The sequence below is a fragment of the Dictyobacter alpinus genome, from assembly GCF_003967575.1.
Lineage (GTDB): Bacteria > Chloroflexota > Ktedonobacteria > Ktedonobacterales > Ktedonobacteraceae > Dictyobacter > Dictyobacter alpinus.
In genome coordinates this window covers 1,991,491-2,005,018 of sequence record NZ_BIFT01000001.1, presented here as the reverse complement: position 1 = coordinate 2,005,018, position 13,528 = coordinate 1,991,491, and the positions used below count along the sequence as shown (strand labels likewise).

At 50.7% G+C, this 13,528-nt stretch carries 15 protein-coding genes; 11 read left to right on the top strand and 4 right to left on the bottom strand.

Annotation, left to right across the window (positions count from 1 at the left end; genetic code table 11):
- Positions 1 to 300: 300 nt before the first annotated feature.
- The 10 genes from infA to rpsI all read left to right on the top strand — a co-directional run bounded on the left by infA (position 301) and on the right by rpsI (position 6,038).
- Complete coding sequence (infA, locus tag EL633_RS07890) at positions 301 to 519, top strand: translation initiation factor IF-1 (protein ID WP_126626664.1); 219 nt, start codon at positions 301 to 303, stop codon at positions 517 to 519.
- Between the two features lie 256 nt (positions 520 to 775).
- Entirely contained in the window at positions 776 to 892 is a 117-nt protein-coding gene (rpmJ, locus tag EL633_RS07885; RefSeq protein WP_126626663.1) for a 50S ribosomal protein L36, read from the top strand.
- Positions 893 to 967: 75 nt separating this feature from the next.
- Complete coding sequence (gene rpsM, locus EL633_RS07880; protein ID WP_126626662.1) at positions 968 to 1,348, top strand: 30S ribosomal protein S13; 381 nt, start codon at positions 968 to 970, stop codon at positions 1,346 to 1,348.
- Positions 1,349 to 1,374: 26 nt separating this feature from the next.
- Positions 1,375 to 1,776 carry a 30S ribosomal protein S11 gene (gene rpsK, locus EL633_RS07875; protein WP_126626661.1) on the top strand — a complete coding sequence of 134 codons (402 nt, stop codon included), beginning with the start codon at positions 1,375 to 1,377 and terminating at the stop codon, positions 1,774 to 1,776.
- A 31-nt stretch (positions 1,777 to 1,807) separates the two neighbouring features.
- Positions 1,808 to 2,434: a 30S ribosomal protein S4 gene (gene rpsD / locus EL633_RS07870; RefSeq protein WP_126626660.1), complete on the top strand. Its 627-nt coding sequence runs from the start codon at positions 1,808 to 1,810 to the stop codon at positions 2,432 to 2,434.
- A gap of 247 nt (positions 2,435 to 2,681) precedes the next feature.
- Positions 2,682 to 3,662: a DNA-directed RNA polymerase subunit alpha gene (locus EL633_RS07865; protein WP_126626659.1), complete on the top strand. Its 981-nt coding sequence runs from the start codon at positions 2,682 to 2,684 to the stop codon at positions 3,660 to 3,662.
- A 1-nt stretch (position 3,663) separates the two neighbouring features.
- Positions 3,664 to 4,290 (top strand): bL17 family ribosomal protein, encoded by a 627-nt coding sequence (locus tag EL633_RS07860; protein ID WP_161982028.1) that lies wholly within the window; start codon positions 3,664 to 3,666, stop codon positions 4,288 to 4,290.
- Positions 4,291 to 4,352: 62 nt separating this feature from the next.
- On the top strand, positions 4,353 to 5,147 hold the full coding sequence (gene truA / locus EL633_RS07855) for a tRNA pseudouridine(38-40) synthase TruA (RefSeq protein ID WP_126626657.1): 795 nt from the start codon (positions 4,353 to 4,355) through the stop codon (positions 5,145 to 5,147).
- Positions 5,147 to 5,614, top strand: coding sequence for a 50S ribosomal protein L13 (gene rplM, locus EL633_RS07850; RefSeq protein ID WP_371865555.1), 468 nt, complete (start codon positions 5,147 to 5,149; stop codon positions 5,612 to 5,614). The genes truA and rplM overlap by 1 nt, the downstream gene beginning before the upstream one ends.
- Before the next feature lie 52 nt (positions 5,615 to 5,666).
- Entirely contained in the window at positions 5,667 to 6,038 is a 372-nt protein-coding gene (gene rpsI / locus EL633_RS07845; RefSeq protein ID WP_126629372.1) for a 30S ribosomal protein S9, read from the top strand.
- Positions 6,039 to 6,292: 254 nt separating this feature from the next.
- Here rpsI and EL633_RS07840 read toward each other — a convergent pair whose 3' ends face one another.
- Positions 6,293 to 7,228, bottom strand: coding sequence for a branched-chain amino acid transaminase (locus EL633_RS07840; RefSeq protein WP_126626655.1), 936 nt, complete (start codon positions 7,226 to 7,228; stop codon positions 6,293 to 6,295).
- Between the two features lie 159 nt (positions 7,229 to 7,387).
- Positions 7,388 to 8,281: an arginase gene (rocF, locus tag EL633_RS07835; protein WP_126626654.1), complete on the bottom strand. Its 894-nt coding sequence runs from the start codon at positions 8,279 to 8,281 to the stop codon at positions 7,388 to 7,390.
- A gap of 709 nt (positions 8,282 to 8,990) precedes the next feature.
- On the opposite strand from rocF, the gene EL633_RS07830 reads away from it, so the two are divergent.
- Positions 8,991 to 10,244: a Glu/Leu/Phe/Val family dehydrogenase gene (locus tag EL633_RS07830; RefSeq protein ID WP_126626653.1), complete on the top strand. Its 1,254-nt coding sequence runs from the start codon at positions 8,991 to 8,993 to the stop codon at positions 10,242 to 10,244.
- Positions 10,245 to 10,333: 89 nt separating this feature from the next.
- On the opposite strand, the gene recJ is transcribed toward EL633_RS07830, so the two are convergent.
- Both recJ and hemW read right to left on the bottom strand, forming a co-directional pair.
- The gene (recJ, locus tag EL633_RS07825; RefSeq protein WP_126626652.1) at positions 10,334 to 12,193 is read right to left on the bottom strand and encodes a single-stranded-DNA-specific exonuclease RecJ; all 1,860 of its coding nucleotides are present in this window, start codon (positions 12,191 to 12,193) and stop codon (positions 10,334 to 10,336) included.
- 19 nt (positions 12,194 to 12,212) lie between these two features.
- A complete protein-coding gene (hemW, locus tag EL633_RS07820; RefSeq protein ID WP_126626651.1) occupies positions 12,213 to 13,451 on the bottom strand; it encodes a radical SAM family heme chaperone HemW in 1,239 nt (412 codons plus the stop codon).
- Positions 13,452 to 13,528 lie beyond the last annotated feature (77 nt).

Sequence of the window (13,528 nt, the reverse complement as noted above, 5' to 3'; positions counted from 1 at the left end):
TTGTTCGGCCATAGAAGCATACCTGGCTGGAACTGATGGCGAGGCGGATAATCGCACGCTTAGTGCTGGATGGTGGTGCAATCCCCCAGAAAAAATTCCCACTCGACACCTCAGAGAAAGTATGCTATAATTCGTAGTTGGCTGCAGCAGTAAATACTGCTGCCCTTTTGTACTTTCAAGCGCATCGAAACTGCAGTATAATCCGCAGTTGCTCGTGCGAAGGCTGCCGCACGGAGCAGATCTGGCTAAGATATATGCATGTAGTAGCGAATGTAGTCCCGCCGCTAGGGAAAGGATGTTATGCCTAAGAAGGATGAAATTGAGGTTGAGGGAAAGATACTGGAATCCCTCCCCAATGCCATGTTCAAAGTAGAGATCGACGAAAACCATCAGGTTCTGGCCGTCCTATCGGGTCGCATGCGTATGAATTTCATACGTATCGTTCCAGGTGATAAGGTGCGGGTTGTGCTGTCCCCCTATGACCTGACACGAGGGCGCATAACATGGCGTGCGCGATGATGTAGCCTCTGGCTGGTTCGTGTGCAGGTCTGTCCGTTAGACTGCACGCATACCCATCATTGTTCCTTTTCTCCTATCGGTGTCTTTTCGATAAACGGGCCGGATAAGAAGGAGCATCGAAGATCCGTTCATGCGATCCTTTACTTCCGTCCTGCACTTCTTTGTTTTCTAAAGCCGTCAATGACTGGCGAAAGCAACCCTGAAGTGGTTAATCAACTTTTTAAGTTTTTTATGCCCAACAAGAGGAGAGGCAGACATGAAAGTAAGCGCCTCAGTTAAACCGCGCTGTGATGGCTGCAAAATCATTCGCCGCAAACGTGTGGTAATGGTCATTTGTAGCAAAGATCCTAAACATAAACAGAAACAAGGCTAATCAGAGGTTTCGGGTTTCAAGTTTCGAGCGTAAGCAAGCAGCATTGAAAGTCGAAACGTAAAGCTGGAGGAAAAGATGGCAAGAATCGCCGGCGTTGACATTCCGCGAGAAAAGCGTGTGGAAATTTCGCTGTGCTATATCTACGGAGTTGGGCTGACAACCAGCCGCAAGATCCTGGATCGTACACGTATTAATCCAGATACACGGGTAAAAAACCTGACCGAAGAAGAAGTCAATCGTCTCCGTGAAGTAATTGACCGCGAATTTAAAGTTGAAGGCGACCTGCGCCGTGAAGTTGATATGAATATCAAACGGCTGATCGAGATCAACTGCTATCGTGGTATGCGCCACCGTCGTAACCTGCCGGTGCGCGGACAGCGTACGCGTACAAATGCACGCACACGCCGTGGTCCAAAACGTACAGTTGCTGGTAAGAAGAAAGCAGCGAAGAAGTAGCGTAACGCAGGAGAGAGATTGTAAAAATGGCAGACAAAAAGAAACCAACTGCTGGGAAGATCAGGCGGCGTGAACGGAAATCCGTTCCCCGTGGTCAGGCCCATATTCAGGCGACATTTAACAATACTATTGTGACCCTCACCGACCCAAACGGGAATGTGCTTTCCTGGGGTAGCTCTGGTGGTCAGGGCTTTAAAGGCTCTCGTAAGAGCACTCCTTACGCCGCTCAGGTTACTGCTGAAACAGCAGCCCGTAAAGCGATGGAGCATGGCCTGCGACAGATTGATGTCTTCGTGAAAGGTCCAGGCTCTGGCCGTGAGGCTGCTATCCGCTCGTTGCAGCAGGCCGGTCTCTCAGTCACTTCAATTACAGATGTTACACCTATTCCGCACAATGGCTGCCGACCACCCAAGCGTCGTCGTGTATAGCCGGACTGATCGGTGAGGAGGATAGAACTAGATGGCACGTTATACCGGTCCCGTCTGCAAATTGTGCAGACGTGAAGGGGTAAAACTTTTCTTAAAGGGCGACAAGTGCATGACAAAATGTACACTTGAGCGCCGCAACACACGTCCTGGTCAGCATGGTGCCAGCCGTGTTCGTAAAGAGTCGGGCTATGCAAAACAGTTGCGTGAGAAGCAGCGTGTACGCCGCACCTATGGTGTGTTGGAACGTCAGTTTGTAAAGCACTTCGGTGCTGCTGCTACTCGCCCCGGCAAGACCAGCGAGAATCTCTTGCAGATTCTGGAAATGCGTTTGGACAACCTGGTTTATCGCCTGGGTCTGGCCGATTCACGCGCACAGGCTCGCCAGCTGGTCAATCATGGTCACTTTGCCGTAAATGGCCGCAAGACAGATATTCCTTCTTTCATTGCTAAGCCAAACGACGTGATCACTGTTCGTGAGCGCAGTAAAGGTACTGAGTACTTCAAAACACGTGCATTGTTGCTCGCTCAGAAGGGTGTCCCCACCTGGTTGAGCTTGAACACCAATGACCTTTCAGGTCGTGTTGTCACCATTCCATCACGAGCAGACCTCGAGCTGCCATTTGATGAGCAGATGGTGGTTGAGTATTATCAGCGATAATAGGTTGAGTCGGCGGAGACTTCATGGCACACGCCCGCGCTCTTTGCTGATGCGACAAACGGTACGATGCCAAGTGTCGCTGGCATGTGTGTTAGAAGGGTTAGGTCCGTGCCTGGGTGATCCTTCGCGGGATCGCATCAGGGCGAAGAACTCTTGGACTACCAGCGTTCTGGCCTCTGTCTCCCTGGCTATTTAGGTCATGTGAGCACTACTGAACCTGGTAGAAAAAGAAAGGCAGGTTATAACCTTGCTAGATATTGCACTGCCTCGCATTAAAAATACAAAGACTCTTGGAAATTATGCGAGCTATGATATTGAACCGTTAGAGGCTGGGTATGGTATGACCCTGGGTAATTCGTTGCGGCGCGTGTTGCTGTCTTCGTTGCCCGGCGCGGCTGTCACCTCTATTCGGATCGAGGGTGTGCAACACGAGTTCCAGGACGTCCCTTATGTGATGGAAGATGTGACCGATATTGTGCTGAACGTCAAACGTCTTCGCCTACGCTCCTTTTCGGACCATCCTGTATCGATGCGTCTGGAAGTGAGCGGTGAGCGCGAGGTGACTGCAGCTGATATTGTCGCTCCCAGTACGGTAGAGATTGTTAATCCTGAGCTGCATATTGCAACACTCGATAATGACAATGCTCGCCTCGACATGGAGCTGGTCGTTGAGACTGGTAGAGGCTATGTTCCTGCCGACTCAAAAGAGGACCAGCCTATCGGGGTGATCCCTGTTGATGCTATCTACACTCCTGTGCAGAAGGTGAATTACACCGTTGAGCACACCCGTGTAGGGCAGATGACAAATTTTGATAAAATTGTGCTCGAAATTACGACGGATGGTACGATTACGCCTGATGAGGCGTTGCGTCAAAGTGCGGATATTCTGGTGCGGCATTTTACTTTGCTCGCTAATTATCGCGCCGAGGTGCCTGAGATTGACAAAGCACCTTTGAGCAGCTTGCCCATCCCACAGAAGATTTATGATACTCCTATTGAGGAGCTTGATCTCTCGGTGCGCGCTTACAACTGTTTGAAGCGTAGCAATATCACGAAGGTTGGTCAGGTTCTCTCAATGAATGAAGAAGATCTTCTCGGTGTACGCAATTTCGGTGAGAAGAGTCTGCAGGAGCTGCGTGAGCGCCTACTTGCACGGAACTTCCTGCCTAATGCACGCACAAGCCCCGTCGGAGCCGATTCTGACGACGATCACGAAATGGAGGAATAAGGTGAGGCACCGAATTGCCGGTAACCGGATGAATATGCCAGAGCCACGTCGGCGTTCTGCGCGCCGCAACTTGATGGCAGGTCTCATCCGCTATGACCGTATTCAGACCACTGAAGCGCGCGCACGCGCGATCCGTGGTGAAGCTGAAAAGTTAATTTCTATGGCTGTAAAAGGCCGTGAAGAGGCCCGCAAACATCTGGCCACTGTTGTATCTGATGAAGCTCAGGCTACCAGGATTCTGGAATTTGCACGCAAGGGCCGTTTCTCTTTGAAGCACAGCGTTGGTTCAAATGAGGAGCGCGCTAAATTGGACAAGGCTCCTTTAACTGATAAGGGCCGCAAATTCCATGAAGATAAGTTGAAAGCCCGTCGCGAGGAGCTGCTGGCGATCTTCCCTAATGAGAGCGAAGCTGAAAAGGCCTTGCAGGCTGCTTATCAGTCGATGGTTATTGAGCTGCATGCTCGCCGCCTGATTTTGAGCGCCTTGCCTGATGAGCTGGTTGTCAAAAAGTTGTTTGAAGAACTGGCTCCTCGTTATCTCGGTCGTCCTGGTGGCTATACCCGTATTACGAAAATTGGCCGCCGCAAAGGTGACGCTGCCGAAATCGCGCAGATTGCCCTGGTATAGGGATATATTGATCGCGGAACCTGGTGTATCGCGTCTATCCCTTTGGTATTGAACTGTAACATATGAACATAGCTTGTGGTATTGAGTATGATGGTACCGATTTCCGTGGTTTTCAGCGCCAAGCTGCCAACCATGGACCTACGGTGCAGGGAGCCCTGGAGCTGGCGATTTCTCGTGTCTCTGGTGGAGCCTTTTCTGTGGTGAATGGCGCTGGCCGGACCGATGCCGGTGTACATGCGAGTGGACAGGTGATTACTTTTTCCACCGAGGTACAGCGTGAACCTGAGGTATGGTTACGTGCTTTGAATGCCATCTTACCCAACACCGTGGTGGTACGGTGGGTGCGTGAGGTCCCAAAAAGGTTTCACGCTCGCTTTAGCGCCTGTAGTCGTTCCTATCGCTATACGATCTGGAATGACCTGGCACCGACGGCCTTGAAGGCCAGATATAGCTACCATTGCTCCAAGGCATTGGATGCGGATCTGATGAATCAAGCCTGTCAGATGCTACGGGGCACTAAAGATTTTGGAGCGTTCGGGCATAGCCCCTATAAATCGAATCCATTAAGACCAGGACCACATTCCTGTGTTCGTACGATGTTAGAAGCACGTTGCCTACGTCCAGAGGCGAATGAACTCATTTACTGTGATTTTACTGCCGATGCCTTTCTCACGGGGCAGGTTCGTAGAATGGTTGGCACGTTATTGTTGGTGGGACAGAAGCGTCTCAGTCTTGAAGAATTTATGACTATTGTGCAACGTGCGGAGAAGACGCACCCAGGTACAGCGGCCCCACCACATGGGCTGTGTCTGGTACGGGTTGATTATCCTGGAGAAGTTTGGAGTAACGAACGATGATGAAGACATATAGCGCCAAGGCCGCTGATCTGCAGCCGAATTGGTATGTCATCGACGCCGAGGGTCAGATACTTGGTCGCGTGGCAACGCAGATCGCGCAGATCTTGCGCGGTAAACATAAACCTAGTTTCACACCACACCTCAATAGCGGGGATTTCGTGGTTGTGATCAATGCTGATAAAATCGCTGTAACCGGCAATCGCCTGGAGCAGAAGATCTATTATCGCCATTCACAGTATCCTGGCGGCTTGAAGAAGACAACTTTGCGCCAGACTCTGGAAGGCCGATTTCCAGAGCGTGCTCTTGAGCATGCCGTTCGCGGTATGGTTATGCACAATCGCCTGGGCACCCAGGTGATGTCACGCTTGAAGATCTACGCTGGCCCTACCCATCCTCACGAGGCTCAGAAGCCAGTTATCTGGACCGGCCCCGAGGTTTTGTTGAAGCAGGCTACTGAGGCAAAGTAAAGAAGGAGAACCTACCTTGGCTGATACCATCAAGGGTGAATACTACTACGGTATGGGACGGCGTAAAACGGCTGTAGCTCGCGTACGCGTCTTCCCAAATGGCGATGGTAGCATCACTATCAATGGCAAAACTGCCCATAACTATTTTGGGCAGCGTGACACACACCTGGCTGCAGTAGCTGCGCCTATGCGTGTGCTCGATCTGAACAACTATACCCTGACCGTTCGTGTGGTCGGTGGTGGTGCTAGCGGTCAGGCTGGCGCTATCCGTCATGGTCTGGCTCGCGCCCTGGTACGCTTGAATCCTGATTTCAAGTTGGCCCTGCGTAAAGCTGGCTACCTGACACGTGACCCACGTATGAAAGAAAGAAAGAAACCAGGTTTGAAACGCGCTCGTAAGGCTCCACAGTATACAAAGCGTTAGTTTTCAAGCGGTTGGCGACCTTGTTGTCGCTTTCATGGGTAAAAACACAAAAAGAAGTCCTGTCGGCAATTAAGCGACAGGACTTCTTTTTATGGTGTCTAGTACTTTGTCAAACTTCGCTTGATCGATGGTGCGCCCGCTACGCGGGCGAGGTTGGGGGTGCGGGGGCTGTGCCCCCGCACCCCCAGTCAAGGAGCTCCGCCGCCCCTTGCATCCCCGCTTACCCATCACATGATGTCTAACAGACTACTAGCTTAGCGCTGTGAAGCGACTTCTGCGTAGACGGGTGTGCACCAGTCCTGGTATTTGCTGTTGCGTCCACGGACGATGTCAAAGTAGAGATCCTGAAGTTTCTGGCCGATGGGGCCTACCGCGCCGGTGCCAACAGGATTATGATCTACTTCCACTACTGGTGCGATCTGGGCTCCGGTTCCGCAGAGCAGGATTTCATCGGCGGTATAGAGCTCAGTACGGTCAATCTGGCGCTCACGGACGTTGATGCCCAGTTCGTTTTTCGCCAGTTGCATTACGGTGTCACGGGTGATACCCAGCAGAATGTTTTCTGAAGGAGCCGGTGTGATCAGTTCGCCGTTCTGGAACAGGAAGATGTTTTCCGCGCTACCCTCTGAGACATGGCCTTCGTGATTGAGCATGATTGCTTCGTCAAAGCCATTCTGGATCGCTTCGGTCTTGGCGAAGGCCGCATTCACATAGCTACCACAGATTTTCGCACGGGCCGGAATCGCATTATCGTCGATACGCCGCCAGGAAGAGACGCCGCAGCGTAGGCCGCCGATCTCGACATAGTTACCCATGGGCTCTGAAGTTAAGATGTAATCATCCTTCAGACCGTGTAAGCGTACGCCAATTATTTCATCGGCCTTATACGCGACAGGGCGCAAGTAGACATCCTGGTGCTGCTCATTGCGTCTCACCAATTCTACACTACTCTCGATCAGGCTCTCGACCGTGTAGGGTAGACTGATGCGCATGATTTTGCATGAACGAAGTAAGCGCTCATAGTGTTCACGCAGACGGAACAGATAGATCTGCTTCTGGTCTGTATTCCAATAGCCGCGAATGCCTTCAAAGACACCTGTACCATAGGCGAAGCCATGAGTGCGTACGGAAATATAGCCACGCTCGGCTGGAATGTATTCACCATTCATATAGAGCATTTTTGCATCCATAGTCTTATGTGGATAAGCTGCACTGCTGCGACTTATCGTCTCCTCCTTTTTCAATAGTGTGGTTTGAGATGAGGTTGCAGAAGATACTGATGTGTCTACAACCTCAGGGGTATATAGCTATAACGTAGCAGGACTGATCTCGGAAACTTTTTTTCAACGTTATAAGATCTTCTTGCCCATGGCCGATAATGTGAGTTCGACAGCCAGTTGAGCGGTCGTATTCTCGCGGTCCAGGATCGAGTTGACTTCTACCACATCCATTGATATGACGCGCTGGCTCTCAGCGAGCATCTCCATCGCGAAGTGGGCCTCGCGATAGCTTAAGCCGCCGCGTACAGGTGTTCCTACACCTGGAGCCTCATGTGGATCCAGTGAGTCCATATCCAGGCTTAAATGGATAGGACCATTGTTGGCTCCTGCGATCTCGATAGCCTGCTGCATGACCGCGGAAATACCACGGCGATCCAGATCTGACATCGTGAAGACATGGATGTTGTGTTCGCGTAGTAGCTTCTGCTCTCCTGTATCGAGGTCGCGAGCACCAACGATCACAATCTTATTCTTATCAATTTTGGGGGCCCAGCCACCGATATTAACCAGGCGCTCATCGCCAAGTCCTGCCAGCGCGGCCAGAATCATGCCATGGATATTGCCAGAGGGTGTGGTGTCTTCTACATTAAAGTCAGCGTGGGCATCGACCCAGATCACACCAACATCTTTATGTTCACGTGCCACTCCACTAATAGAACCCAGAGACATGCTGTGGTCGCCACCTAGAATCAACGGAAACTCTTGCGCGCGCACAGCCTCACTAACACTGTCAGCGAGCTCTTCCGCCAGTTTGGTAATTGGCTCAAGATATTTCAAGCGAGGATTACCAGTTGGTTGATTCTCTGGAAGCGGGATGTTGATATCGCCAACATCATTGACACTATGGCCAAGCTGATGTAGCTGATCAATCAGACCAGCATAACGGATAGCCCGGGGTCCAATATCAACCCCACGTCTGTCTGCGCCTAAGTCTATCGGGGCGCCAATAACACGGATACGCATAAGAAAATTGCACCTCTGTTTCGCCATTGCATGTTGGCGATATTGCTCACAAATCAAATACTACAGAACTCCCACGCCGTTTGAGCGCTGGAGGTGTTGCTTCCATTATATGCACTGCTATAGAACTTTGTCTACGATACTCATCGATTTAACAACCATCTCCATCCCCAAACCTCTAACATGATGCCTGCGGCGCTGGGTTGGGAGTGTGTGGTGTGTGGTGCGCGGCTGCAGCCACACACCACACACCACACACTCCACACACCTGAAATAATGTACATCTGATCGCTTGCTAGTGATCTCCCTGCGATCTTTGGGCGAACATTAAAAAGCCCTGTGACTGTGATATATAAACTTGCTCATTTTTGAAGATTAGTGATATACTGATTAGCGTATAGGTCAGATATGAGCCCGCCCAAAACAGGCGGGTTTTTACCGTTAAACACATACTATCGCTGAAGCGTATGTGGACAGACGTTGATCGATTTGGCAATCACGGCAATTCTGGCAGCGTAAATAGTGCTTCCAGGCCGCCTTGCCCTATGAGATTGGTGCCTGGCATAGCGGTGTTTTATCTGATGAGATATATGATATGTCATTGCTTTAAACTTATCAGGTAGAGAGTGGGAAGCAAAGAGGCTTTTTCGTGCAGCGTAGCAGCCTGGTTTTCTATCTATGATGACCAGGTTCGAGGAGGTTCACCTTTATCATGGTTGTCGATATTATTAATCCCTATGCCGTGGCAGTTACTCAGTTTGACGAGGCAGCCGAACGGCTTGGGCTATCTCGCTCTATGCGAAACATTCTGCGCGCCCCTAAACGCGAACTCATTGTAAATTTTCCGGTCCGTTTAGATAACGGCGACGTGCAGATGTATACCGGTTACCGCGTACAGCACAATATCAATCGTGGCCCTGCCAAGGGCGGTATCCGCTTCAGTCCTGAGGTCTCATTAGATGAGGTTCGGGCGCTGGCCATGTGGATGACCTGGAAATGTGCTGTTGTAGATATCCCTTTTGGTGGCGCTAAAGGTGGCGTCATCTGTGATCCTCATCAAATGTCCCGTGGGGAGCTTGAACGTCTCAGCCGTCGTTATGCGACCGAGATCTCGATCCTGATGGGCCCCAACAGTGATATTCCAGCGCCCGACATGAATACAAATCCACAGATTATGGCCTGGATGATGGATACCTATTCGATGCATCAAGGCTATTCTGTGCCAGCAACTATCACCGGTAAACCCCTGGCTATTGGTGGAAGCGAAGGACGGCTGGATGCCACCGCACGTGGCGTGCAGGTTGTTACCAAAGCCGCTATGCGCCATCTTGATATGACCCCTGAAAATTCTTCAGTTGTGATCCAGGGTTTTGGTAATGTTGGTGGTATCACTGCCCGCCTCTTACACGAATCAGGTTGTAAGGTTATTGGTTTGAGTGATATTAGTGGTGGCGTTTATAATCCTCGCGGCATCGATGTTCCAATGGCGATGCGCTTTTCCCGTGAACATGGGAGTCTGCGTGGCTTGCCAGGCACCGAACCAGTCACCAATCGCGAGTTGCTGGAACTTCCCTGTGATATTCTTATCCCGGCAGCCCTTGAGAATCAACTGACCAAAGAGAACGCTGGTCGCGTACAGGCTCGGCTGGTAGTCGAGGCCGCCAACGGTCCTACAAATGTTGAGGGCGATCGAATCCTTAATGAGAATGGCATTATGGTCGTACCGGATATCCTGGCCAACGCCGGCGGTGTGACTGTCAGTTACTTTGAATGGGTGCAGGATCTACAACATTTCTTCTGGTCTGAAAATGAGATTAATCAACGCCTGGAAGCGATTATGACACGTGCCTTCAATGCAGTTATGGCAAAAGCGGTGGCACAAGATACCCACTTACGTATGGGCGCTTACTTGCTTGCAGTGAGCCGGGTAGCAGAAGCCACTGAACTGCGAGGCATTTATCCGTAAACTACAAAATTAAGCTTGTTTGCGCATAATCAATGTTTTAATGAAATGTGTTTATTGCAGGAAGACCATTGCTGGTCCTCCTGCATTTTTTATGCCTCTGCGGGACTGGGTTCGACCGCCAGGATCTTGAGCCAGATTTCTGGCCTGGCATCGTCTTCTGAGGATGCTATGCGGAAAATGATATCCACATATTCCACATTTTTGAAGCGTGGTAGCTCAGAGGCTCCGCGCGTATAGGTTCCGCGTGGCAATTGTTCGCCTCGTGTCAGGGATCGTGGTAAGGAACTTTCGCCGTTGCCTTTTGTGACACCCAGACGCAGCAACAAATTTTGCCGGTTAGGACCACTGGTGCGTGCCTCTAATAGATTGACATGTTGCAACTGGAAGACAGGATCTGGATTGCCGGCTCCGAATGGTCCCAGGACACGGATCTTTTTGTAGGTTTCGTAGGTCAGTAATGCGGTTTTGGTGAAGGTAAGATCAATCATCTTTGGCATCATGCTCGGAGCGGTCTCACTACTCTCCTGTTCGGTTACTATACCAGTGGGATCGGGTAGTGTCGTGCCTTCGATCAATGCTGGATGTGGTGGTCCACCGTTTTCTTGCCAGCTTAATACATGTGCGCGCAATTCTTCGATGCGTTCACTGCGAATCGTGAAGCCAGCGGCCTGTGCATGGCCACCATAGCGTTCCAGACGTGTTGCAAAGCCACTCAAGGCTTCGATGATATTAAAACCTTTCTGACTACGGGCCGAGCCACGGCTCCGTTGTGTTTCCGGATCATCACTCAGGACCAGAACGGGCTTATCACTCTCTTCAGCTAGCTTGCCTGCTACCAGGCCGATGATGCCTTCGTGCCAGTGCTTGCCGTTGACCACAATTACAGCGTGCTCGGGATGTAGCGCGGCCTGTTCACGGACATTGTTCATCAAGGTCTCAGTTTCCTGTTGTCGTTGCATATTGAGCTGGCGTAGTTCCTCGGCGATGGTGTTGGCTTCCTGGATATCGTCTGTAATCATCAGCTCAAAGGCAATGCTCGCCTCCTTCATGCGGCCAGCGGCATTGATACAGGGGGCAATGCCAAAGGCAATATCTCGCTCACGGACCTTGCCGGACTGGAGATTCGCATTGCGTATCAATGCTCTAAGTCCAGGTTTGTTGGTGGCATTTAAGCGATCTAAACCTATACGTACATATGTATGGTTTTCGCCAAGCAAGGGAGCGATATCTGCAACTGTACCGATAGCCACCAGGTCTAATAGCTCTAACTCTTCCTCCTTTGTGCGTTTATAAGCGCGATAGAGCGCCTGCGTTAGTTTAAACGCTATTCCTACGCCACACAGATAATGGCCGCCGTAGCTACAATCTGGACGCCAGGGATTAACCATGGCGTATGCCTGAGGGAGTTCAACTGGTGGATGGTGGTGGTCTGTGATGATAACATCTATACCCAGTTGTCTGGCATATGCCACCTGGGCGACATCAGAGCTGGCACAGTCGGTTGTAATGATCAAACTGGTACCACGAGCCTTAAGCATATCCAGAGCGGCCAGATTTAAGCCACAGCCATCTTTGAGGCGATGAGGGATATGGTAATCGAGGATGCTATTCGTCTGTTTCAGTTTGCGTAGTGCGCGATAGAGCAATGCAGATGATGTAACACCATCTGCATCATAATCACCATAGACCGTAATATGTTCCTGATCGGCGAGTGCACGTTGAATGCGTGTGACGGCCCGTGGCATATCGATGAGGTCAAGTGGATCACGTGTATCCTCGTATGCGGCGCGGATAAAGGATGTCATGTCTTCCACGGATTTGATGCCACGATTAGAGAGCAATTGGGCTTGAATTGGCTCAAGACCTGCTGCTTTGGCGGCGAGAAACAGCTCTTTGCTCAGTTCGGGATATACTTCCCAGGTGTCCGCCAGATGAGGTGATAATTCCAAGTATCTCTTCCTCTTGTTTTTAGTCTGGTAGTAGGCGTAAAAAGACCTCGTTGCCGAGCAGGCGGCCGCGTGTACTTAAGCGGAGCCAATCGTCCTCATACTCTAATAAACCAGCTGCTTCTACATCCTGTAGATGATCACCTACAAATTGCGAAAACGGTTGTCCAAACCGGGTTGCAAAGGTCGGTAAGTGTAATCCCATGGCGGTGCGCAAACCGAGAAAGGCGGTCTCAGACATCGCCTGTGCGAGTCCTACGTCTTCGCTCTCAACTTCCGGTAGCTGATTGGCTTTAACAAGTTTAATATAATCGAGCGGCTCACGCTCATTGGAGAAACGGCGTCCAGCAAAGCTTGAGGCGGCTCCAGTACCCATGCCAATGTAGGGGAGATTCTGCCAGTAGGTCAGATTATGGCGGCTGTGATGACCGGGTAAGGCCCAGTTGGAAATCTCATAATTGATATAGCCAGCCTGGCGTAACAGCTCGTCGGCATACTCATACATATCGGCGCACAAATCCTCATCGCCGGGTACAATACTACCATCATTCACCCAATCCTGGAACGGGGTACCCTCTTCAACGATAAGTGAGTAGAGCGAGAGGTGTTCCGGGCGCAATTCTAGTGCCCGCTTCAGCGTTTCCTGCCAGTGTTGCATGGTCTGGTTGGGGAGGCCAAACATAAAATCTATATTGATAGATGTGAACCCGGCTGCGCGTGCATACTCGACGGCTTGTACGATTTCCTGAGGACTATGGATACGTCCCAGTGTTTTCAATAGCTCCTCATCGAAGCTCTGGGCCCCCATGCTCAGTCGATTGATGCCTGCTTTGCGGATGCCCAGTAGTTGTTCTTGATCCAAGGTACCTGGATTCGCTTCCATCGTGATTTCTGCATCTGCATCAATAGCGAAAGATTGGAAGCAGGCATTCAGTATACGTGTGATCTGATCTACGTTTAACAGACTTGGTGTGCCGCCGCCCATAAACATGGTGCGCGCACGGCGTAGACGTCCATCTTCGTGGCGGGCCATGACGCCAGCCATCTCTATTTCATGTAGCAATGCACGAACATATGGTTCACGTAAAGGAAGCCGGCCAGCGAACGTATTGAAATCACAATAATGACAACGCGTATGACAAAAAGGTATATGCAAGTAAAGAGAGGCCGTCTCCAGGAGATCCTGGATTGGTTCAGTCGCTTGTAATAGTGATTGTGGTATTTGAGTGTGTGTGTGTGTGTCTTTGACAATAGATGTCATGGATGCTGTATTATCCCTTAATAGATTGCGTAAAACGTATGTAGGAACGTTCCTCAATACATTATACTGCTGCTTCG